21 protein-coding genes are annotated in these 21,488 nt (G+C 63.1%); 20 read left to right on the forward strand and 1 reads right to left on the reverse strand.

The annotated features are described in order from the left end of the window. The first annotated feature begins 26 nt into the window (after positions 1-26). The 14 genes from trpS to NEZ08_RS24700 all read left to right on the forward strand — a co-directional run bounded on the left by trpS (position 27) and on the right by NEZ08_RS24700 (position 12,653). Positions 27-1,079 (forward strand): tryptophan--tRNA ligase, encoded by a 1,053-nt coding sequence (gene trpS, locus NEZ08_RS24635; protein ID WP_298113053.1) that lies wholly within the window; start codon positions 27-29, stop codon positions 1,077-1,079. A 118-nt stretch (positions 1,080-1,197) separates the two neighbouring features. Next, complete coding sequence (locus NEZ08_RS24640) at positions 1,198-1,692, forward strand: universal stress protein (protein ID WP_298113055.1); 495 nt, start codon at positions 1,198-1,200, stop codon at positions 1,690-1,692. A gap of 99 nt (positions 1,693-1,791) precedes the next feature. Then, positions 1,792-2,361, forward strand: a complete 570-nt coding sequence (locus NEZ08_RS24645; RefSeq protein WP_298113056.1) for a NifU family protein — start codon at positions 1,792-1,794, stop codon at positions 2,359-2,361. 89 nt (positions 2,362-2,450) lie between these two features. Further along, on the forward strand, positions 2,451-3,149 hold the full coding sequence (tsaB, locus tag NEZ08_RS24650; protein ID WP_298113058.1) for a tRNA (adenosine(37)-N6)-threonylcarbamoyltransferase complex dimerization subunit type 1 TsaB: 699 nt from the start codon (positions 2,451-2,453) through the stop codon (positions 3,147-3,149). Beyond that, positions 3,146-3,631, forward strand: a complete 486-nt coding sequence (gene rimI, locus NEZ08_RS24655; RefSeq protein ID WP_298113061.1) for a ribosomal protein S18-alanine N-acetyltransferase — start codon at positions 3,146-3,148, stop codon at positions 3,629-3,631. Before tsaB ends, rimI begins: the two co-directional genes overlap by 4 nt. Before the next feature lie 68 nt (positions 3,632-3,699). Beyond that, positions 3,700-4,149: a Fur family transcriptional regulator gene (locus NEZ08_RS24660; RefSeq protein WP_298113064.1), complete on the forward strand. Its 450-nt coding sequence runs from the start codon at positions 3,700-3,702 to the stop codon at positions 4,147-4,149. A 28-nt stretch (positions 4,150-4,177) separates the two neighbouring features. Continuing rightward, the gene (gene miaB, locus NEZ08_RS24665) at positions 4,178-5,596 is read left to right on the forward strand and encodes a tRNA (N6-isopentenyl adenosine(37)-C2)-methylthiotransferase MiaB (RefSeq protein WP_298113067.1); all 1,419 of its coding nucleotides are present in this window, start codon (positions 4,178-4,180) and stop codon (positions 5,594-5,596) included. A gap of 229 nt (positions 5,597-5,825) precedes the next feature. Next, complete coding sequence (locus NEZ08_RS24670; RefSeq protein WP_298113070.1) at positions 5,826-6,821, forward strand: PhoH family protein; 996 nt, start codon at positions 5,826-5,828, stop codon at positions 6,819-6,821. Between the two features lie 82 nt (positions 6,822-6,903). Then, on the forward strand, positions 6,904-7,404 hold the full coding sequence (gene ybeY, locus NEZ08_RS24675; RefSeq protein WP_298113073.1) for an rRNA maturation RNase YbeY: 501 nt from the start codon (positions 6,904-6,906) through the stop codon (positions 7,402-7,404). Between the two features lies 1 nt (position 7,405). Then, on the forward strand, positions 7,406-8,512 hold the full coding sequence (locus NEZ08_RS24680) for a hemolysin family protein (RefSeq protein ID WP_298113075.1): 1,107 nt from the start codon (positions 7,406-7,408) through the stop codon (positions 8,510-8,512). Continuing rightward, a complete protein-coding gene (gene lnt / locus NEZ08_RS24685; protein WP_298113078.1) occupies positions 8,509-10,113 on the forward strand; it encodes an apolipoprotein N-acyltransferase in 1,605 nt (534 codons plus the stop codon). The genes NEZ08_RS24680 and lnt overlap by 4 nt, the downstream gene beginning before the upstream one ends. Positions 10,114-10,222: 109 nt before the next feature. Beyond that, a complete protein-coding gene (locus NEZ08_RS24690) occupies positions 10,223-10,645 on the forward strand; it encodes a helix-turn-helix transcriptional regulator (RefSeq protein WP_298113080.1) in 423 nt (140 codons plus the stop codon). A 137-nt stretch (positions 10,646-10,782) separates the two neighbouring features. Beyond that, positions 10,783-11,916 carry a M20 family metallopeptidase gene (locus NEZ08_RS24695; protein WP_298113083.1) on the forward strand — a complete coding sequence of 378 codons (1,134 nt, stop codon included), beginning with the start codon at positions 10,783-10,785 and terminating at the stop codon, positions 11,914-11,916. Further along, positions 11,913-12,653, forward strand: a complete 741-nt coding sequence (locus NEZ08_RS24700; protein WP_298113086.1) for a tRNA (guanine(46)-N(7))-methyltransferase TrmB — start codon at positions 11,913-11,915, stop codon at positions 12,651-12,653. Before NEZ08_RS24695 ends, NEZ08_RS24700 begins: the two co-directional genes overlap by 4 nt. A 15-nt stretch (positions 12,654-12,668) precedes the next feature. Here NEZ08_RS24700 and NEZ08_RS24705 read toward each other — a convergent pair whose 3' ends face one another. After that, positions 12,669-13,751, reverse strand: a complete 1,083-nt coding sequence (locus NEZ08_RS24705; RefSeq protein ID WP_298113088.1) for a DUF2336 domain-containing protein — start codon at positions 13,749-13,751, stop codon at positions 12,669-12,671. A gap of 315 nt (positions 13,752-14,066) precedes the next feature. Here NEZ08_RS24705 and rimP point away from each other — a divergent pair, with 315 nt between their 5' ends. The 6 genes from rimP (at position 14,067) to truB (ending at position 21,488) form a co-directional block, all read left to right on the forward strand. After that, positions 14,067-14,807 carry a ribosome maturation factor RimP gene (rimP, locus tag NEZ08_RS24710; protein ID WP_298113188.1) on the forward strand — a complete coding sequence of 247 codons (741 nt, stop codon included), beginning with the start codon at positions 14,067-14,069 and terminating at the stop codon, positions 14,805-14,807. 3 nt (positions 14,808-14,810) lie between these two features. After that, entirely contained in the window at positions 14,811-16,421 is a 1,611-nt protein-coding gene (gene nusA, locus NEZ08_RS24715; RefSeq protein ID WP_298113091.1) for a transcription termination factor NusA, read from the forward strand. A gap of 22 nt (positions 16,422-16,443) precedes the next feature. Continuing rightward, positions 16,444-17,157 carry an RNA-binding protein gene (locus NEZ08_RS24720; protein WP_298113094.1) on the forward strand — a complete coding sequence of 238 codons (714 nt, stop codon included), beginning with the start codon at positions 16,444-16,446 and terminating at the stop codon, positions 17,155-17,157. Positions 17,158-17,176: 19 nt separating this feature from the next. Beyond that, positions 17,177-19,816 carry a translation initiation factor IF-2 gene (infB, locus tag NEZ08_RS24725; RefSeq protein ID WP_298113098.1) on the forward strand — a complete coding sequence of 880 codons (2,640 nt, stop codon included), beginning with the start codon at positions 17,177-17,179 and terminating at the stop codon, positions 19,814-19,816. Positions 19,817-19,971: 155 nt separating this feature from the next. Continuing rightward, positions 19,972-20,385: a 30S ribosome-binding factor RbfA gene (gene rbfA / locus NEZ08_RS24730; RefSeq protein ID WP_298113100.1), complete on the forward strand. Its 414-nt coding sequence runs from the start codon at positions 19,972-19,974 to the stop codon at positions 20,383-20,385. Further along, complete coding sequence (truB, locus tag NEZ08_RS24735; RefSeq protein WP_298113192.1) at positions 20,385-21,488, forward strand: tRNA pseudouridine(55) synthase TruB; 1,104 nt, start codon at positions 20,385-20,387, stop codon at positions 21,486-21,488. Before rbfA ends, truB begins: the two co-directional genes overlap by 1 nt.

The raw sequence follows: 21,488 nt of genomic DNA on the forward strand, positions 1-21,488 counted from the left end.
GATACGAAGCCCCTCGGAAACTGACCATGGCGATTGTTGAACGGGTTTTTTCAGGCGTGCAGCCGACCGGTAACCTGCATCTCGGCAATTATCTCGGCGCGATCGTCAACTTCGTGAAGTTGCAGGAAACGCACAACTGCATCTATTGCGTCGTCGACCTGCATGCGATCACGCAAGGCATCGACGTGTGGGGTGGCCCCGCCCAGCTTGCGCGCAACACGCGCGAAGTGACCGCGGCCTTCATCGCCTCAGGCATCGATCCAAAGAAGCATATCGTGTTCAACCAGAGCCAGGTGACCGGCCACACCGAGCTCACCTGGATCTTCAACTGCGTCGCGCGGGTCGGCTGGCTGAACCGAATGACCCAGTTCAAGGAAAAAGCCGGCAAGGACCGTGAAAACGCGTCCGTGGGACTTTATGATTATCCGGTGTTGATGGCGGCGGACATCCTGCTCTACCGCGCCACGCACGTTCCGGTCGGCGAAGACCAGAAGCAGCACCTCGAACTCTCCCGCGATATCGCGCAAAAGTTCAACAACGACTTCGGCGATTCGATCCGCAGGCACGGCTTCAATGAAGGCCTGTTCTTTCCCCAGCCGGAGCCGCTGATCACGGGTCCGGCGACACGGGTGATGAGCTTGCGCGACGGCACCAAGAAAATGTCGAAATCCGACCCCTCCGATTATTCGCGGATCAATCTGACGGACGATGCCGACACGATCGCGCAGAAGATCCGCAAGGCGAAGACCGACCCTGAGCCGTTGCCGTCGGAAGAAAAGGGTCTGGAGGCGCGGCCGGAAGCCGACAATCTGGTCGGAATCTTTGCGGCATTATCCGCCCGCAGCAAGGCCGACGTGCTTGGCGAATTCGGGGGCGGACAGTTCTCCAGCTTCAAGAATTCGCTGGTGGAGCTTTGTGTTACAAAACTGTCGCCGGTTGCATCCGAAATGAAGCGGCTGGTGGCGGATCCCGGATATGTCGACGGCGTTCTGGTGGATGGCGCCGACCGGGCGCGGGCGATCGCCGACGAAACCATGGAACTGACGCGGGACATCGTCGGCTTTATCCGAAAGCATTAGTTCCGCGTCATCTCGCGGCGCACTCATTCGGTTTTCCGGAAAACCCCGCCGCCTCCCTGCTTGTCGTCGATGGCTGCGCCGTGGCACCATGTGAGCTGGTTGCAGCTTCGGAACACGCATGGTCACCCAGCGACGCAGCTACGAGACGGGTCACAAGCCGAAATGTCTGGTTATCGTTGACGACACCGAGGAAGGGGACCGCGCGGTTCACTATGCGAGCCGCTGGGCGGTGAGGGCCGGCGGAAGCGTGGTGATGCTGCGTATCGTCGAGATCGAAAACCAGAATCAACAGTGGCTGGGCGTCGCCGACATCATGCGCGCCGAGGCTCTGGAAGAGGCGAATGCCGCGCTCGATCGCGCCAGCGGCCGCGCCAACGGCATTGCAGCGATCACGCCGGAGCGGGTGATCCGCGAAGGCGATCCCACCGAGCAGATGATCGACGTGATCGAAAAGGACGTCGATATCGTCATGCTGGTATTGGCCGCCAATCCGGGCCCCGAGGGCCCGGGACCGATCATCACCGCCATGGCCAATGCGGTTGGCACCTTCCCGGTACCGGTCGTCATCGTTCCCGGCGACCTCTCGGGCGCGCAAATTGACGCGCTTTCATAAAGGTTTAGGCGGGATTTTCGCCCTTGACCGTGCTTTCCTGATCGCCATCTGATAGACACACCTCACACGCCAGTTTAACTGGCGATGCCGGAGAGATTCATGTTTATCCAGACCGAAGCGACGCCCAATCCCGCTACCCTGAAGTTCATTCCGGGCCGCACCGTGCTCGACGGCGGCACCATGGAATTCTCGAACCGCGAATCCGCCAGCCGCTCGCCGCTTGCCGAACGGCTGTTCAGTGTCCCGGGCGTGAAGAGCGTTTTTTACGGATCCGACTTCGTCACCGTCACTAAGGACGACAGCGACTGGCAACACCTGAAGCCCGCGATCCTGGGCGCCATCATGGAGCACTATATGTCGGGAGCGCCGCTGCTGGCCGACGGCGCGGTGGGCGGCGATGACACGAGTGACGAGGCGGACGAGTTTTTCGACGAAGCCGACGCTGAAACGGTGGACATGATCAAGGACCTGATCGAAACGCGCGTGCGGCCGGCAGTCGCCAATGACGGCGGCGACATCACCTTCCGCGGCTTCAAGGATGGCATCGTCTATCTCAACATGAAGGGCGCCTGCTCGGGCTGCCCCTCATCAACCGCGACCTTGCAGCATGGCATCCAGAACCTGCTCAGGCATTTCGTGCCCGAGGTGAACGAAGTGCGGCCGATGTGAAAGGGACGAATGGGGAACAGCGAATGGCGAGCAGAGATGAGAGACCCTGACGTTCTCTTGGCGATTCAAGGTTCGCTATTCGCTCCCCAATGCTGATCCTTGCCATCGACACGGCTCTTGATGCCTGCGCTGCTGCGGTGCTCGATACCGAGACCGGCAAACTGATCGCACAGGAATCACAGGCCATGAAGCGCGGGCACGCCGAAGCGCTGATGCCGCTGATCGGACGTGTGATGGGCGCATCCGGAGTAGCTTTCAAAGGGCTCGGCCGTATCGCTGTGACCGCCGGGCCGGGAAGCTTTACCGGGCTTCGGGTCGGCCTGTCGGCGGCGCGCGGCATTGCACTGGCAGCCAATATACCTGCGGTCGGCGTCTCGACGCTGGCAGCCTATGCCGCGCCGATCGTCAGCCAGAACGCCGAACACCCCGTGGTATCGGCGATCGATGCCCGGCACGACCACGTCTATCTGCAGGTCGTCAGCGGCAATGGGAGCGCGCTGGTCCGGCCCCGCGTGGCGCCGATCGCGGAAGCGCTCAACACCTGGCAGTTTGGCGCGCCGCATCTGGTCGGCAATGCCGCAGGCATGGTCGCCGAGCGCTGGCCTGAGCATGCGGTTGCCCCGTTTAAGGTCGATGCGCAACCGGCCCCGGACATTTCCTGGGTCGGATGGCTTGGAGCTGCCGTCAGTCCCGATACCGCCCCGGCGCGCCCGTTTTATTTGCGGGCCCCTGACGTCAAGCCGCCGAAGGCGCAACTCGCCGGCGGCGTGCCGCCTGTTTCACCATGAACTCATGGCTCTCCGGACTATGGAGCGGCGACCAGCCGGTCGTCGAACCCGCAAGCCAGCGCGACGCGGCGACGCTGGCCCGCATCCATGGCGCATCGTTCCATCAGGGCTGGGGTGAAGACGAATTCGAACGCATGCTGAGCGAGCGAAACACGCTGATCCACCGCTTGAGAATGGGACGTAAAATCGTCGGCTTTTCGGCGTCCCGGATCGGGGCAGACGAAGCCGAAATACTGTCCATTGCGGTCGCTGAAGCGTATCGGGGCCGGGGTCTTTCCATTGGCTTGTTGTCGACCCACCTGGGCCATCTCGCCGGTCGAGGCGTCCGGAGGGTATTTCTGGAAGTGGAAGAAAATAACCAGCCGGCCCGGCGGCTCTACGAGCATGCCGGATTTAGCGTCGTCGGGCGCCGCGAACGCTATTACAAGCACAGCGGCGGCGAGGCCATGAATGCACTGGTGATGCGGCGCGACTTGTCGTGACATTTGCGTGATGGCAGAACGTGTTATGATCAACTCCAGCAGCCCGATATCTGACGGTGACGGCCCGAATGACCGCGCTTAGATCCAACCCCGCGCCCAAAACGACCGGCATCGAAGAACGGTGCGCGGCAACCGGAATGCGCATGACCGAGCAACGGCGTGTGATTGCGCGCGTGCTGGCCGAGGCGGAAGACCATCCCGACGTCGAGGAACTGTACCGGCGCTGCGTCGCGGTTGACGACAAGATCTCGATTTCGACCGTCTACCGCACGGTCAAGCTGTTCGAAGACGCCGGCATCATCGAACGGCATGATTTCCGCGAGGGTCGCGCCCGCTACGAGCAGATGCGTGACAGCCACCACGACCATTTGATCAATCTGCGCGACGGCAAGGTGATCGAATTTACCTCCGAGGAGATCGAGAAGTTGCAGGCCGAAATCGCCCGCAAGCTCGGCTACAAGCTCGTCGACCACCGCCTGGAGCTCTATTGCGTCCCGCTGGACGACGACAAATCCTGAAACGCGCGGCGCGCAAAACCTGAATTCCATGAAGCCACGCAAACTCCATATCAAATCATATGGCTGTCAGATGAACGTCTACGATGCGCAGCGCATGGTGGACACGCTGGCCGGCGAGGGCTTTGTCGAGAGCGCGAACGCGGCCGATGCCGATCTCGTTATTCTCAACACCTGCCACATCCGCGAGAAGGCGTCGGAGAAAGTGTACTCCGAACTCGGCCGGCTGCGCGTCATGAAGGAGGACGCCGCGCGTCAGGGCCGCCGCATGAACATCGCGGTTGCAGGTTGCGTGGCGCAGGCCGAAGGCGGCGAAATTATCAATCGGGCGCCCGCGGTCGACGTGGTGGTCGGCCCGCAGAGCTATCATCACCTGCCGGAACTATTGGCGCGCGCCGAAAAGGAGGGCCGCGCGCTGGAAACAGAATTTCCGGCAAAGGATAAATTCTCGTTTCTGCCGCCACCGCAGCCGGACGTGATCCGCGCTCGAGGCGTATCTTCGTTCGTCACCATCCAGGAAGGCTGCGACAAGTTCTGCACTTTCTGCGTCGTGCCCTATACGCGCGGCGCCGAAGTGTCGCGGCCGGTTGCCAAGATCGTCGATGACGTCAAACGCCTCGCCGAACATGGCGTGCGCGAGATCACGTTGATCGGTCAGAACGTCAACGCCTATCACGGCGAAGGGCCCGATGGACGAACCTGGTCGCTCGGGACATTGTTGCGGCAGCTCGCCGAGATTCCCGGCATCCTCCGACTGCGCTATTCGACGAGCCATCCCCGCGATATCGACGAGGCGCTGATCGAAGCACACCGCGACATCCCGGCGGTGATGCCGTTCGTGCATCTGCCGGTGCAGTCGGGCTCCGACCGGATCCTGATGGCGATGAACCGCAAACATACCGCTCAAGATTATCGCCGCGTCGTCGACCGGTTCCGCGCGGCCTGCCAAGGCATTGCATTTTCATCAGATTTTATCGTTGGCTTCCCCGGCGAGAGCGAAGAAGATTTTCGAGCCACCCTCGCTCTGGTCACACAAATCGGATACGCTGGTGCCTATTCATTCAAATACTCGCCGCGGCCCGGCACCCCGGCCGCGGAAATGCAGGAGACGGTGTCAGCGGAAGTGATGGACGAGCGATTGGCGCGGCTTCAGGAACTGATCGACAGCCAGCAATCGGCCTTCAACAAGGCCTCGATTGGGACTACCGTCGATGTGCTGTTCGAGCGCGCGGCCCGCAATCCTGGACAGATCGTCGGCCGCACCGCCTATCTTCAACCCGCGCATGTAATGGCGCCGCAGAGCATCATCGGACAGGTCCTGCCGGTGAAGATCGAAAGCCTGGAGCGCTACAGCCTGCTCGGTGAACTCGCGGAGAATGCGCCGCCGCTTTCTGCCTCGCCCGATACGCGGCTTGTGACCACCTCTCATGAAACGCCAATGGGAGCCTGAACACTTGCCAAAAAGCGCATCGGATTCACAGTCGCTCGCTAATGGCGCCGCCGATTTGAAATTTCCTCCGAGTGCGCTGCAAACTCCTTTTGGAAACTTCAAATCGATAGACGGCGCCACGACAACAGATTTGCTGGTGCTCATGACTTTCCGTGGTTCGTAACAGATGGGCGCTGCAATGGACTACGAACCACGGAAAGTGAGCACCAGCCGCAGACCTGACCGCGACATGCAAGTTCCGCCCGAGACTCAATTCGTCATCGACTTCGACGATAACCGAGCCGCTTCCGCGCTGGTCGGCCCCTACGGACAAAATCTCGCGATGATCGAGCGGCGTCTCGGCGTCGTGGTCGATTCCCGCGGCAATCACATCACGGTGGCCGGTTCGCGCGACGGCTGCGACGCGGCGCGGCGGGTGCTGGAGACATTGTATACGCAGGCGAGCCAGGGCCAGGACATCGCGCAAGGTGACGTCGAAGGAGCGATCCGCGCCGTGATCGCCCAAGGTTCGCTTTTCGAATTCGACCCCAAAGCAGCCAAGTCTTCGTTCGAGACCATCAACCTGCGCAAGCGTCCGGTGCGGGCGCGCACCGCAGCTCAGGATTCCTACATTCGCGCGCTCAAGCGCCACGAACTGGTATTCGGCGTCGGGCCCGCCGGCACCGGCAAGACCTGGCTCGCGGTCGCGCATGCCGCGCAACTGTTCGAGCGCAAGGAAGTCGATCGCATCATCCTGACGCGTCCGGCGGTGGAAGCCGGCGAGCGGCTCGGCTTCCTGCCCGGCGATCTGCGCGAAAAGGTTGACCCCTATTTGCGCCCGATCTACGACGCGCTCTATGACCTGATGGATGCGCGCATCGTCGAGCGCGCGCTGCAAACCAGCGAAATCGAGATTGCGCCGCTGGCGTTCATGCGCGGTCGCACGCTCACCAATGCCGTTATCATTCTGGACGAAGCGCAGAACACGACGTCGATGCAGATGAAGATGTTTCTGACGCGCCTCGGCGAAAACAGCCGCATGATCGTCACCGGTGATCCTTCCCAGGTCGACCTGCCGAACGGTCAGGCGTCCGGCCTTGCGGAAGCGGTGAAACTGCTCGACGGCGTGACCGGCATTGCCCAGGTGCATTTCACCGCCGAAGACGTGATTCGCCATGAACTGGTGGCGCGGATCGTGGCGGCCTATGAAGGAAAGCCGCAGCGGCCGGCAGCCGGGAAAGCATAATGCCGGAACACCGCTTCTCCGCCCGCTCGCCTGTTGTCACACTGGCGGCCGAACCACCGTTGCATAGATAACGCCCTAACCGATGGCACCGTCTGCCCTTCCGATTACCGAAATTCTCGTGACCGCCGACTGCTGGCAGGCCGAACCTGAAGCGGCGGCTGTGATCGACCGCGCCATCGCGGCTGCGGCCGAATTCGTCACCGCCGATGTCGGCGAAAGCGAACTCGCGATCATGCTGACCGACGATGCCGGCATCAGGACATTGAATCGAAACTGGCGCGGCATCGACAAGCCGACCAACGTGCTATCGTTCCCGGCCCTGCAACCACGCGGCCCGCGGCAGACTGATGATGCACCGCGCATGCTCGGGGATATCGCGATCGCCTACGAGACGACGCGGCGCGAGGCCGACGAGGAGCAAAAGCCGTTCGATCAACATCTCAGCCATTTGGCCGTGCATGGTTTCCTGCATCTGATCGGCCATGATCACGAGAAGGATCAGGACGCCGAGACCATGGAGCAACTGGAACGCGAAATCCTGTCGCAGCTGGGCATTCCCGACCCTTACGCGGAGCGGATGTGAGATGCCGGACTCCGACCCGATCCAAGACAATCCGCGCAACACGCGCAACCTGCCGGCGGTCGTGCAGGAGGGCGAGCTTATGCGCCCGGTCGCGGATAACTGGCTGGTGCGCGCCATCCGCACGCTGTTCGGTTGGAAGCCAGGATCGGTCCGTGACGACCTGCAAGTCGTGCTCGACGCCTCGCGGCCCGATGAGGTCGGCTTTTCCGCCGTCGAGCGCACCATGTTGCGCAACATCCTTTCGCTGCATGAGCGACGTATTGCGGATGTGATGATCCACCGCGCCGATATCGTTGCGGTCAAGCGCGACATTCCGCTCGGTGAATTGATGAGCCTGTTCGAGAGCGCCGCCCATTCCCGTCTTGTGGTGTACAACGAAACCCTCGACGACCCCGAAGGCATCGTTCACATCCGCGACCTGCTGGCGTTCATGACGAATCAGGCGGCAAAGCCGAAAACCAGGCCGAAATCCAAGAAGCCGCTTCCGGCAGGACTTGATCTACGCGCGGTCGATCTGGCGCTGCCGCTGTCGGAGGCCAATATCATCCGCAAGCTCCTGTTCGTGCCGCCGTCGATGCGGGCGATTGATCTCCTGGCGCAGATGCAGGCCTCGCGCATTCACCTGGCGCTCGTTGTCGACGAATATGGCGGCACAGATGGCCTGGTTTCCATCGAGGACATCGTTGAACAGATCGTCGGAGAGATCGACGACGAGCACGACAGCGACGAACCGCCGGCGATCGTGAGGCAGGGGGATAATTCCTTCATTGCAGATGCGCGCGCAAGCCTCGAGGACGTCCGCTCCGTGATCGGCGAAGAGTTCGTAACCGGAGAGGCCGGCGAGGAAGTCGCAACACTGGGCGGTTTTCTGGTCAGCCACGTCGGCCGACTGCCGGTGCGCGGCGAGGTGATCTCCGGGCCCGGCAACTTCGAAATCGAAGTGCTCGATGCCGATCCGCGGCGGGTCAAGCGGCTGCGCATCGCCACGCGCAAGGAGCGCACGCCGCTGCGCACCCAGCGTGAAAATCGGCGCCGCGAGGCGGCGCCCGACGCTACCCCGCCGGGCGAGCAGACCAACCCGCCCGGCGATGGAGCCGCCTCGTCGTGACGATCTCCCATAAACTGCGGGCAGGCGGTCTTGCGATCATCCTGGCCTGGGGGTGGAAGCGCGCAGCGATCGCGCTTCTCGCCGGCGCGCTCTCCTCGCTCGCGATGGCGCCGTTCAATGCGTGGCCGATCCTGTTTGTCACCTTTCCCGTCATCGTCTGGCAGATCGATGGCGCCGGTGCGGGGCGATGGCGCGGCGTGCCGGCAGCGGCGCTGACCGGCTGGTGGTTCGGGCTCGGCTATTTCGTGCCGGGACTGTACTGGATCGGCTATGCTTTCCTGGTGGACGCATCGACCTTCGCCTGGCTGATGCCGTTCGCGATTCTGGGACTGCCGGCCTATCTCGCGCTGTTCATGGCGCTCGGCTTTGGGCTCGCGCGGCTGTTCTGGACTCGCGATGCGTCGCGCGTGGTCGCACTCGCCGCCAGCCTGACCATGAGCGAATGGCTGCGCGGCCATGCGCTCACGGGGTTTCCGTGGAATGCGCTCGGCTACGCGCTGACCGAACCGCTGGTGCTCGCACAGACCGCCTCGCTGATCGGTCTGTGGGGCCTGACATTTCTGGCGGTGGCGATCTTCGCAAGTCCGGCGGTCCTGATCGACGGCGCCTCGCGCAAGCGCAAGCGCTGGATCGCGCCGGCACTCGCCCTCGCCGTACTGCTCGCCATGACGGTCTTCGGTGCCGTCCGCTTGAACCGGCATCCGACCGTGATGCTGGCGGGCCCGAAACTGCGGATCATGCAGCCCGACTTGCAGCAGGATGCGAAGTTCAACTATGGCGCCAGGGCGGAGGTGATGAAGAAATATCTCTCGCTGTCTGACCGCGCCTCCGGACCGCAGTCCACCGGCGTGCGCGACGTCAACATCCTGGTCTGGCCGGAATCGGCGTTTCCATTCTTCCTGACCCGCGAACCTGAGGCGATGGCAGAGATCGCCGACCTGTTGCCCAAGGGTGCGGTCTTGATCACCGGATCGGTGCGCGCGCCCGACGTGCCGCCGGGCACGCGGATCCGGCGCGCCTATAACTCGATCTATGTCATCGACCACGAGGGCAACGTGCTGTCGGTATACGACAAGCTGCATCTGGTGCCGTTCGGCGAATTTCTGCCGTTCCAGGGCCTGATGGAAAAGATCGGCTTCGAGCAGCTGACCAAGGTCCAGGGCGGATTCATTCCGGGGACGGTTCGCCGCAGCATGAAGGTGCCGAATGCACCGCCCATGCTACCTCTGATCTGCTATGAGGCGATCTTTCCCGGTGATGTTGTCGAACAAAAGGACCGGCCGGGCTGGATCGTCAACGTCACCAATGACGGCTGGTTTGGAATTTCCACGGGCCCCTATCAGCATCTGCAACAGGCGCGCATGCGCGCCGTCGAACAGGGGTTGCCGCTGGTTCGCGCAGCAAATACAGGCATCTCCGCGGTGATCGACCCGGTGGGACGCATCGTCGCGCGGCTCGGACTGGGGCTGGAAGGCGTGCTGGATTCGTCCTTGCCGGCCGCCATCCCGCCGACGACGTACGCCCGCGTCGGCGATGTTCCGATCCTGATCATCCTGGCCGCTGCATGGTTCTTGGTGCTCCGCCGTCGCACTGCAAAATAAGTCATGGAGCGTCATTTCGGCCACAGCTTCGCGCCGCTCAGCATTTGACGGCTTCTCCGCCTGAGGCATAATTCGTATCCGCTGCACCGTGGCTGGAGGAGCGTCGGCGATGTCGACCAAAGCGCCCAACCCTGTTGACAAATATGTCGGCAGCCGGGTGCGTATGCGCCGCATCATGCTCGGCATGAGCCAGGAAAAATTGGGCGAGGCGCTCGGCCTTACTTTTCAGCAAGTGCAGAAATACGAAAAGGGTACCAACCGCGTCGGTGCGAGCCGCATTCAGCAGATCGCCGAAATCCTTCAGGTACCGGTATCCTTTCTGTTCGAAGGCGGCCCAAGCGGCACGGCGAAAGCGGACAATGTCATCGACGGCCCCTCGCCCTCCTACGTCTCCGATTTCCTTGCGACATCGGAGGGTCTGGCGCTGACGCGCGCTTTCACGCGCATCGGCGACGCCAAGCTTCGGCGCAGCATAGTCGAACTCGTCGAACAGATCGCTGCCCATGAGGGCGCGGACAAGCGTCCGATATAGGCGATCGGCACGGATCGCTTTCACACTATCCGTTGCCGGAATTGGCAATGATGCTATTGAACCGGGCTTCCAAAGTACCGGCGGCTCGCCTTTGCGCGGGAGCGAGCAAGGCTTAAATCGATCGGACAAGTAACCCCATGCCAATTGCAACCGCCCGTCCCCTTGATCCCGATGCGATCCTCGACGGCATCCGCCGCTGGGTCGAGATCGAGACGCCGACCGACGCACCCGATCAGGTCAACAAGCTTGCCAGCATTGTCGCCGACGGCTATCGCGGCCTGCCCGCAAGGCTCGATCGCGTCGCAGGCCATTCCGGATGCGGCGATCACCTCGTGGTGCGGTCGTCATGGGGCCAGGAGCGGCCGGGGATTCTCGTCCTGAGCCATCTTGACACGGTGCATCCGCTTGGATTCATCGGGCGGCTGCCATTTCATGTGAAGGACGACAGCGCCTTCGGCCCAGGCATCTACGATATGAAGGGCGGCGCCTATCTGGCTTTTCATGCGTTTCGCGAACTCTGCGCCAATGGCGAACATTCGCCGCTCGGTATCACCCATCTCTATGTTTCCGATGAGGAGATCGGCAGCCCCACCTCGCGCGCCCTGATCGAGGCGGAAGGGCGCAAGGCCAAATATGTGCTGGTCACGGAACCGGCGCGCGACGGCGGCAAGATCGTCACCAGCCGCAAGGGCGTGGCGCGCTTCGAGGTGTTCATCAGAGGCGTGCCTTCCCACGCCGGCACGCGGCCGCAGGATGGCCGAAGCGCCATCCGTGAACTGGGCAGCGTCATCCAGACGCTGGAGGCGATGAACGATCTTTCGCGCGGCATCACGGTGAACGTCGGCGTTGTCAGAGGCGGCACCAAACCCAATGTGATTGCGGAAGAGGCCTATGCCGAAGTCGACATGCGCGTGCCGACCCTTGCCGATGCGGAAGCGCTGATGCAGAAGATAATGGGCCTGACGGCAAAGACCGAAGACGTCAGCGTCAAGGTGACAGGCGAGCTCAACCGTCCGCCGTTCGAGAAGAGCCCTGGTGGAACCGCACTGTTCGAACATGCCAAGGCGCTTGCCGCAGACATCGGCTTTGAACTGCGCGACAGCTATTCCGGCGGCGGCTCCGACGGCAATTTTACCGCGCCCTTCACCGCAACACTTGACGGTCTCGGCGTCGACGGCGAGGGCGCGCACACCCACTACGAGCAGATGTACATTTCGTCGATCGAGCCGAGGACGCGGCTGTTGTACCGGCTCTACCAGACGCTGCAATGAACACGCGAACCGGCGATCACGACATCGGCGAAAAGCGCCCGGGCGATGCGACGCCCCAGGGTCAGCGCGCGTTTTTCGGCCGCCGCAAGGGCCACAAACTGCGTGCCCATCAGGCTGACCTCGTCGCGCATCTGCTGCCGAAGCTGTCGCTCAACATTGCTGATGCGCCGGTCACCGACCTGAACGCGCTGTTCGACGCACCGGTCGATCATGTCCGGCTCGAGATCGGCTTCGGCGGTGGCGAGCATCTGATCGCCGAGGCGCGCGCCTTTCCGAATGCCGGCTTCATCGGCTGCGAGCCCTATGTCAACGGCATGGCCAAGATCCTGACATTGATCGAGACAAACGGCATCGGGAATGTCCGGCTGTTCGCCGGTGATGCCGCGGAGCTGCTGGCCTGGCTGCCGGCATGCTCGCTGGCACGGATCGATTTGATCCACCCGGATCCATGGCCAAAACGGCGCCACTGGAAACGGCGCTTCGTGCAGGATGCGACCATATCGGCGATGGCGCGCGCGTTGAAGCCGGGCGGAGAGTTTCGCTTTGTCAGCGACATCGATGACTACTCTGCCTGGACGCTGAGGCATTTTGCGCACGCGCCGGATTTTGTGTGGACGGCGGAGCGAGCATCCGATTGGTGCGTGCCGTGGCCCGGCTACACGATGACCCGCTATGGCCGCAAGGCGACGCGGGAAGGCCGCGCCGCCACGTATCTGACTTTTAAGAAGATCGACTAATTTAGCCACGCTGGATCACGCCGTCTCGCGCGCCCGCCAGAAACTGACGACCCGCTCAGCGGTGGAGGGCGCGAGCCGCATGAAGTTCATCCTGATATTGTCGATATCCGCCGCGGCCGGTATCCGCGCGGGCCCGAGCCGCAGCAGAACCAGCGCACGCACGGTCGGCCAATCGAGCCCGATCGATTTGGCGATGATCAGGATAGGATCGTGACGATCACCGGCCATCAACCGGTCAACGGCGGCGATCGGAACACCTGACATCGCCGATAAAGCGGCGACCGTCTCCGCGTATTTGAAGCCCTTGGCAAATCCGAGCAACGCGTCCTGGTCCAGATCGCCGGCGCGATACAACGAGAGAATCGTGCGTTGCGCCGGCACGAAGTCGCGCTGCTTTTCGGGCTGGTCCGCCTTGCCGGAAATCTCGCCCATCGCTTTTGCGACGGCAGCCTGCCGGGTGGGCTCGGCAATGTCGAACAGGCGCCGCCGCAAGACGTCGACCGATCCCGACAAAAGCTCCTTCAACAGTCGGTCAGGGAGATCCCTGCGCTGGCCGACCGTGAGCGTCAGCATGCCATCCTTGGCGGCGCGTTTGACCAGCGCGGAGTAGCCGATCGCCGAAAATCTCGCCCCTGCATTGGCGGCCGCCCGGCGGATGACATCGCGCTCGCCGCGTTGAACCATCACGTCGGTCAGGCCAGGCGAAAGTGTCGCGCGCTCCGTCATTGCGAGCAGATGATCCTGCCCCTTTGCGCGCGCAATCTCGACCAGCGTCCGCTCCTCGAGCACAGGCGACCGGCGCAGCACCGGGCCTGCCACCGATATGTTGTCTTCGCGCGCGAGCTGGCCGATCAGCGTCGGCGGCGCGTTGACAAGTGCTGCGATACGCTCGGCAATAGCCGCGCGAGCCGAGATCTCGGTTTGCGGAACAATGCCGGTCAGGATGTGATCGAACAATTCAATATGGCCGGGCTGAAAGCTGACCGCCCGCTGCACGAACAGCTCGGCGATGCCGCGGCTCACTTTGGCGAGGCGCTGTGGATCGCCGCGCCTGACGATTTCTTCGATGTCCGGTAACAGCGACGTGACGACGGTCATGGACTACACGTAAACCGTTGGGACGCTAGCCGGCGGCAATCTAGGTTGGCATGGTGAAAGAAGCGTTAGGTTTGCCGTGGGCCGGCGTCCGCGAAATTAGCGCCTCCGGCGTCTTGCGGGCCTTGTCGGACCCGCGAAAAAAAGCTATATTTCAATCCAACTTACATTTTCTCTACGATCGCGTAGTGAGAGTGGGCCCTGCGGGACCCGCTCTTTTTTATTACCTGAAAGGGCTTGGCCTGTTGAGGCCCGGAACCTGACATGGACGCGAGCAGCATCGACGCAAGACGCCCGAAGACCCCTTTGACCCCTGATATGATAGACCCAACGCCTGGTTCCCTTGAGACCGACCTGCTCGATGAGCCCCGGCTCGTCGTCGAGCCGGGCGTGGCGGCGCGCGTATCGGCGGTCGCTGCGCCAGTCTTGCACGGCATGGGGTACCGCCTGGTCCGGATCAAGATTTCCGGAGAGGCTGGCTGCACCGTACAGATCATGGCTGAGCGACCAGACGGTTCCATGCAGATCGAGGATTGCGAGGCGATCTCGCGAGCACTGTCGCCGGTGCTCGACATCGCGGACCCGATCGACCGCGCCTATCGGCTGGAGATTTCTTCGCCCGGCATCGATCGTCCCCTGGTGCGCCGCTCGGACTTCGAACGCTTTACCGGCCACCTTGCGAAGGTCGAGATGGCGCTTGCCCATCAGGGACGCAAGCGCTTCCGCGGAACGCTCGCCGGCGTCGAGGGCGGCGCGGTGCGGCTGCACCGGGATGATGCCAGAGCCGGTGAGGACGCGGACGTGTGGCTGACGATGGAAGATATCGCAGAAGCGCGGCTTGTTCTCACCGACGAACTGGTCGCGGAATCCATGCGGCGCGGCAAGGCTGCCGAACGCGAATTGAAGCGCAGCCTCGGTCTCGAGCCGCCGGGGGCGCCACACGCCAACATTCACACGCCGAAGCGGGCGAAGAAGCCATTTCCGAAGAACACCAAACAACATCGCTTGGCCGCCGAACGCGCGCGCCGGGGCGACATCGATCCCGAAAGAGGAGACTGAGCCATGGCCGTCAGCGCCAACAAGCTTGAACTGCTGCAAATCGCCGATGCAGTTGCGCGCGAGAAATCGATCGATCGCGGCATCGTGATCGCGGCAATGGAAGACGCCATCGCGAAAGCAGCCCGCGCCCGCTACGGCAGCGAGACCGACGTCCACGCCGAGATCGACGCCAAGAAGGGCGAACTGCGGCTGTCCCGCCACATGCTGGTGGTCGAGCATGTTGAAAACTCCGCCAACCAGATCTCGCTGGAAGACGCGCGCCGCGCCAATCCCGGCGCGCAGATCGGCGACACCATCGCCGACACGCTGCCGCCCCTGGAATACGGCCGTATCGCCGCCCAATCGGCCAAGCAGGTAATTGTGCAGAAGGTGCGCGAGGCCGAGCGCGACCGGCAATATCAGGAATTCAAGGACCGCATCGGCGATATCGTCAACGGCATCGTCAAGCGTGTCGAATATGGCAGCGTGATCGTCGATCTCGGCCGGGGCGAGGCCATCATCCGGCGGGACGAAATGCTGCCGCGCGAGGTGTTCCGCAACGGCGACCGCGTCCGCGCCTATATCTTCGACGTGCGGCGCGAAACCCGCGGGCCGCAAATCTTCCTGTCCCGGACCCATCCGCAGTTTATGGCCAAGCTGTTCGCGCAGGAAGTGCCGGAAATCTATGACGGCATCGTCGAGATCAAGGCAGTTGCCCGTGACCCCGGCTCGCGCGCGAAAATCGGCGTGATCTCGCGGGATTCGTCGGTCGATCCGGTCGGCGCCTGCGTCGGCATGCGCGGCTCGCGCGTGCAGGCGGTCGTCAACGAGCTGCAGGGCGAGAAGATCGACATCATCCCCTGGTCGCCGGATATCGCGACCTTCGTGGTCAACGCGCTGGCGCCGGCCGAAGTCTCCAAGGTCGTGATCGACGAAGACCGCGAGCGCATCGAGGTCGTGGTGCCCGATACCAACAACCAGTTGTCGCTCGCCATTGGCCGCCGTGGCCAGAACGTGCGGCTGGCCTCGCAATTGACGGGCTGGGACATCGACATCCTGACCGAGCAGGAGGAATCGGAGCGCCGTCAGGCTGATTTCGAAAACTCCACCCGCGTCTTCATGGAAGCGCTCAATGTCGACGAAGTGGTCGGCCAGCTGCTCGCCTCCGAAGGCTTCACCTCGGTTGAGGAACTGGCGATGGTCGACGTCCGGGAGCTGGCCGGTATCGAGGGCTTTGACGACGAAACCGCCAACGAGTTGCAGAACCGCGCCAAGGAATATCTGGAGCGGCTCGAGAGCGAACTCGAAAACAAGCGGAAGGAGCTTGGCGTTTCCGACGATCTGAAGAAGGTGCCGGGCGTCACCTCGAAGATGCTGGTGAAATTCGGCGAAAACGACATCAAGAGCGTCGAGGACCTCGCGGGCTGCGCGACCGACGACCTCGTCGGCTGGACCGAGCGCAAGGAAGGCGCCGAGCCGGTCAAGCATCCTGGCGCCCTCGACGGCATCGAGATTTCCCGCGATGACGCCGAGCACCTGATCATGCAGGCGCGCGTGCTCGCCGGCTGGATTAGCGAGGCCGACCTGGAGAAGAAGACCGAGGAGGCAACCGCCTCCGAAGCTCAGCCGGCCTGACGTTGGGAGCCATGTCGCCCGCATGCTCGCCGCCATCGATCCGGAACTCGACCATGGACCGCGGACTCACAAGTCCGCGACCTTGCGGATGTGCGCGGTCAGCCGGGATGTGCGGCCGATCGATGAACTGATCCGTTTTGTGGTCGCCCCGTCCGGCGAGGTGATCCCCGATCTCAAGCGCAGGCTTCCGGGGCGCGGCCTGTGGGTTTCCGCGTCCCGCTCAGCCGTTGCAGAAGCGGTGCGGCGTCACCATTTTACGAGAGGATTCAAGCGCCAAGTCCGTGTGGCGGCGACGCTTGCTGACGATACCGAGCGGCTGCTGGCGCGGTCTGCCGTCGAGGCTCTCGCTATGGCAGCCAAGGCGGGACAGGTCGTTTCCGGTTTCGCGAAGGTCGCCGAGGCACTCGATCGGCAACGTCAGAACCCGGTCCGGGCCTTGGTCCACGCCAGCGACGGGGCCACGGACGGAGTCCGCAAATTGGACGCCCTCGTCCGACAAAACCGCATGGGTGACGGCAGTCAGGCCGAAATTCTCATAGTTAATGTGCTCACTTCCGAGCAATTGGATTTGGCACTAGGGCGGTCAAATGTGATACATGCTGCCCTGCTCGCAGGCCCGGCGAGCGACACGTTCCTGTCACGTAGCCAGTTGCTGGTCCGATACCGGATGGCGGACGACGACAGATCCGCGGCCAAGAATTCGCCCATCAAGACCGTGCAGACGACGCACGACTAGACAGGATTAGGACTGCTGAATGGTTGATACCAAAACGCCTGGCGACAAGACGCTCAGTGTGCCGACCAAGACCCTGACGCTCAAACCGCGGGTCGAGACCGGAACCGTGCGCCAGAGCTTCAGCCACGGCCGCACCAAACAGGTCGTGGTGGAAAAGCGCGGCAAGCGCCGCGTCGGGGGTGAAGCCCCCGCCGCCGAAACGCATGCGACCGAACCGGTTGCTGCCAAGGCTGCGACCCCGGCGCCGACCGCCCGTTCCGCTCCGCCGCCCGCCGCAGCGCGCGGCAACTCGGGGGTGGTGCTGCGCACCCTCACCGAGGACGAACGCTCCGCGCGCGCGAGCGCGTTGGCGGACGCCAGGCTGCGCGACGTCGAGGAACGGCGGATTGCCGAAGAAGAGGCCCAGCGACGCGCCAGCCGGGAGAGCATCGAACGGGCCGAGCGCGAAGCGGCCGAAGCTCGGCGCAAGGCCGAGGAAGAGCGTCATCGCCAGGACGAAGAGTCCAAGCGCAAGGCCGAACTCGAAGCCAAGAAGCGTTTCGGCGAAGCCGAAGCCCGCCCTGCTGCGGCGGCACCGGCCCGTCCGGCAGCGCCGGGCGCCCGCAGCACGTCACCCGCCGCCCGCCCGGCAATTCCGGTGGCCCGTGCGCCCGGCATTGCCGCCGATGCTTCCGACGAGGATGAAGGCCCGCGCCAGATCAGGCGCGGCCCTGGTGCCGGCCGTCCCGCACCAGCTCCGAAAGCCAACAAGGCCGCTCCGCCCAAGCAGCGCGGCCGGCTGACCCTGGTCACCGCCCTTAACGCCGACGACGTACGCGAGCGCTCGATCGCCTCGTTCCGCCGCCGCACGCAGCGTCTCAAAGGCCACCAAACAGCCGAGCCGAAAGAAAAGCTTGTTCGCGAGGTGACGATCCCGGAAGCCATTACCATCCAGGAACTCGCTAACCGCATGTCGGAGCGGGCCGTTGACGTCATCCGCCTGCTGATGAAGCAGGGCGCGATGCACAAGATCACGGACGTGATCGACGCCGATACCGCACAGCTGATCGCGGAGGAATTGGGCCACACCGTCAAGCGCGTCGCAGCTTCCGATGTCGAGGAAGGCCTGTTCGACGTCGTCGACGATTCCACCGATACCGAACCGCGCTCGCCTGTCGTCACCGTGATGGGCCATGTCGACCACGGCAAGACTTCGCTTCTCGACGCGCTGCGCCACGCCAATGTCGTGTCCGGCGAAGCGGGCGGCATTACCCAGCATATCGGCGCCTATCAGGTGACCTCTCCGGAAAGCGGCAAGAAGATCACCTTCATCGATACGCCCGGCCACGCCGCGTTCACCGCGATGCGCGCCCGCGGCGCGAAGGTGACCGACATCGTCGTGCTGGTGGTCGCTGCCGATGACGGCGTGATGCCGCAGACGGTGGAAGCGATCAATCACGCCAAGGCGGCGAAGGTGCCGATGATCGTCGCCATCAATAAGATCGACAAGCCGGACGCCAGACCCGAGCGCGTGCGCACCGAACTGTTGCAGCACGAGGTTCAGGTCGAATCGCTCGGCGGCGATGTCGTCGACGTCGAGGTCTCGGCCAAGAACAAGACCAATCTCGACCGGCTGCTCGAGATGATCGCCTTGCAGGCGGAGATCCTCGACCTCAAGACCAATTCTGCGCGGCCGGCGGAGGGTACCGTGATCGAAGCCAAGCTCGACCGCGGCCGCGGCCCGGTCGCGACCGTGCTGGTACAGCGCGGCACCCTGCGCGTCGGCGATATCATCGTGGCCGGCGCCGAAATGGGCCGCGTACGCGCGCTGATTTCCGATCAGGGCGACACCGTCGAGGAAGCCGGGCCGTCGGTTCCTGTCGAGGTGCTCGGCTTTAATGGCCCGCCGGAGGCTGGCGACCGTCTCGCCGTTGTGGAGAACGAAGCGAGAGCCCGCCAGATCACGAGCTATCGCGCCCACCAGAAGCGGGAGAACGCCGCGGCCTCGGTTTCAGGCATGCGCGGTTCGCTCGAACAGATGATGTCGCAGCTGAAGACATCCGGCCGCAAGGAATTCCCGCTGGTCGTCAAGGCCGACGTTCAGGGCTCGCTGGAAGCGATCCTCGGCTCACTGGAGAAGCTCGGCACCGACGAAGTCGCCGCTCGCATCCTGCATGCCGGCGTCGGCGGCATCTCGGAATCCGACGTGACGCTGGCGGAAGGCTTCAACGCCGCGATCATCGGCTTCTCCGTCCGCGCCAACAAGGAGGCGGCGGCCGCCGCCAAGCGCAACGGCATCGAGATTCGCTACTACAACATCATCTACGACCTCGTGGATGACGTGAAGAAGGCGATGAGCGGTCTGCTCGCACCGACGCTGCGCGAAACCATGCTCGGCAATGCCCAGATCCTGGAAGTGTTCAACATCTCCAAGGTCGGCAAGGTTGCGGGCTGTCGCGTCACCGACGGCACCGTGGAACGCGGCGCAAATGTCCGCCTGATTCGTGACAACGTCGTCGTGCATGAAGGCAAGCTGTCGACGCTGAAGCGCTTCAAGGACGAAGTGAAGGAAGTGCAGTCGGGTCAGGAATGCGGCATGGCGTTCGAGAACTACGGCGACATGCGGGTCGGCGACGTCATCGAGTGCTATCGTGTCGAAACGATCCAGCGCAGCCTGTAAGTCTGATCCTTACGGCTACGTTACAAGGAAGGTTGAAATAATCTGACGTCACGCCCGGCTTTATGCCGGGCAGCCACGTCGCAAGGAATTCAGCAGCAAGGCAGACGTGGATGGCCGGGACAAGCCCGGCCATGACGACGTTCCGTTAGGATCCAATGCCCCGCCATCATCACAAGAACTCCGCCGGCGGCGGTTCGCAGCGCCAATTGCGCGTTGGCGAGACGGTACGCCATGCGCTCGCCGAGATTCTGGCGCATGGCAACGTCCACGACCCGGATCTCGAAGGCCACATCATCACGGTTCCGGAAGTGAAGATGTCTCCGGATCTCAAGCTGGCGACCATTTATGTGATGCCGCTTGGCGGCCACGACGCCGATGTCGTTATAGCGGCCCTCAATCGCAACAAGCGCTTCCTGCGCGGCGAAGTGGCTCACCGCGTTAACCTGAAATTTGCACCTGAGATTCGATTCCGCATCGACGACCGATTCGACGAAGCGGAACGTATCGAGAAATTACTGCGAACACCTGCGGTGCAGCGCGATCTCGCACCCGATTCGGATGACGAATGATGACTGTGACGACGGCCAACCACTCGATCGAATCGGAAAATGCCGATTCCGCCGCCGCGGAAAAAAATATTTTTTCAGGTTCCCGCGATGAGGCGCGGCACGTCAATAACGACCCTCGTCAGAAACAATCGAGGCAAAACCAGCCGCGCCGCGACAAGCGCGACGTCCACGGCTGGGTCGTGCTCGACAAGCCGATCGGCATGACGTCCACCCACGCGGTCGCCGTGGTCAAACGGCTGTTCTCCGCCAAGCGGGCGGGCCACGCCGGTACCCTCGATCCGCTGGCCTCCGGCGGTTTGCCGATCGCCCTCGGCGAGGCAACCAAGACCGTGCCGTTCGTGATGGACGGCCGCAAGCGCTATCGCTTCACCGTCACGTGGGGCGAGGAACGCGATACCGATGACACCGAAGGCCGCATTATCCGGACCAGCGAATTCAGACCCTCGGTTGAGGCGATCGAGGCGTTGCTCCCGCAGTTCACCGGCCTGATCGAGCAGATCCCGCCGCAATATTCGGCCATCAAGGTCCAAGGCGAACGGGCTTATGACCTGGCGCGGGACGGGGAAGCGGTCGAATTGAAGCCGCGCCCGGTCGAGATTCACCAATTAACCCTTGTAGAGCAGCCCGATAGCAGCCATTCGGTATTCGAGGCCGAGTGCGGCAAAGGTACCTATGTGAGGGCACTGGCCCGCGATATCGGGCGAATTCTCGGCTGTTTTGGCCATATCAGCGGGCTCCGGCGGACGCTGGTCGGCCCGTTCGTCGAGAACGACATGATTCCTCTGGAACAATTGGAGGCTTTGTGCCATAGAGCCGCGTCCGGTGAGGCTAGCCTCGCCGAGGCGCTTTTGCCCGTTGAGACCGCGCTGGACGACATCCCGGCACTGGCCGTCACTCGGGCGGATGCGGCAAGGCTCCACAGGGGCCAGGCCGTTTTGTTGCGCGGACGGGATGCGCCCAATTGTAGCGGCACAGTCTATGTCACGGTGGCAGGCCGTCTTCTGGCGCTTGCCGAAATTGGCAATGGCGAACTCATCCCCAAGCGCGTGTTCAACCTGAACGGACTGACTGCCAGTCCGGCTCGCAACAACGAAAGTAGCTGA

It is taken from the genome of Bradyrhizobium sp., assembly GCF_027451485.1.
Lineage (GTDB): Bacteria > Pseudomonadota > Alphaproteobacteria > Rhizobiales > Xanthobacteraceae > Bradyrhizobium.

Bases quoted from the DNA above. Each gene is read 5' to 3' on its own strand.
- NEZ08_RS24705 (WP_298113088.1), bottom strand. From the start codon at position 13,751: ATGACCGTCGTCACGTCGCTGTTACCGGACATCGAAGAAATCGTCAGG.
- truB (WP_298113192.1), top strand. From the start codon at position 20,385: ATGACTGTGACGACGGCCAACCACTCGATCGAATCGGAAAATGCCGAT.
- NEZ08_RS24690 (WP_298113080.1), top strand. From the start codon at position 10,223: ATGTCGACCAAAGCGCCCAACCCTGTTGACAAATATGTCGGCAGCCGG.
- infB (WP_298113098.1), top strand. From the start codon at position 17,177: ATGGTTGATACCAAAACGCCTGGCGACAAGACGCTCAGTGTGCCGACC.
- miaB (WP_298113067.1), top strand. From the start codon at position 4,178: ATGAAGCCACGCAAACTCCATATCAAATCATATGGCTGTCAGATGAAC.
- ybeY (WP_298113073.1), top strand. From the start codon at position 6,904: ATGGCACCGTCTGCCCTTCCGATTACCGAAATTCTCGTGACCGCCGAC.
- NEZ08_RS24695 (WP_298113083.1), top strand. From the start codon at position 10,783: ATGCCAATTGCAACCGCCCGTCCCCTTGATCCCGATGCGATCCTCGAC.
- trpS (WP_298113053.1), top strand. From the start codon at position 27: ATGGCGATTGTTGAACGGGTTTTTTCAGGCGTGCAGCCGACCGGTAAC.
- NEZ08_RS24640 (WP_298113055.1), top strand. From the start codon at position 1,198: ATGGTCACCCAGCGACGCAGCTACGAGACGGGTCACAAGCCGAAATGT.
- NEZ08_RS24660 (WP_298113064.1), top strand. From the start codon at position 3,700: ATGACCGCGCTTAGATCCAACCCCGCGCCCAAAACGACCGGCATCGAA.
- NEZ08_RS24700 (WP_298113086.1), top strand. From the start codon at position 11,913: ATGAACACGCGAACCGGCGATCACGACATCGGCGAAAAGCGCCCGGGC.
- NEZ08_RS24670 (WP_298113070.1), top strand. From the start codon at position 5,826: ATGCAAGTTCCGCCCGAGACTCAATTCGTCATCGACTTCGACGATAAC.
- tsaB (WP_298113058.1), top strand. From the start codon at position 2,451: ATGCTGATCCTTGCCATCGACACGGCTCTTGATGCCTGCGCTGCTGCG.
- nusA (WP_298113091.1), top strand. From the start codon at position 14,811: ATGGCCGTCAGCGCCAACAAGCTTGAACTGCTGCAAATCGCCGATGCA.
- rimP (WP_298113188.1), top strand. From the start codon at position 14,067: ATGATAGACCCAACGCCTGGTTCCCTTGAGACCGACCTGCTCGATGAG.
- NEZ08_RS24680 (WP_298113075.1), top strand. From the start codon at position 7,406: ATGCCGGACTCCGACCCGATCCAAGACAATCCGCGCAACACGCGCAAC.
- NEZ08_RS24720 (WP_298113094.1), top strand. From the start codon at position 16,444: ATGCTCGCCGCCATCGATCCGGAACTCGACCATGGACCGCGGACTCAC.
- rbfA (WP_298113100.1), top strand. From the start codon at position 19,972: ATGCCCCGCCATCATCACAAGAACTCCGCCGGCGGCGGTTCGCAGCGC.
- rimI (WP_298113061.1), top strand. From the start codon at position 3,146: ATGAACTCATGGCTCTCCGGACTATGGAGCGGCGACCAGCCGGTCGTC.
- NEZ08_RS24645 (WP_298113056.1), top strand. From the start codon at position 1,792: ATGTTTATCCAGACCGAAGCGACGCCCAATCCCGCTACCCTGAAGTTC.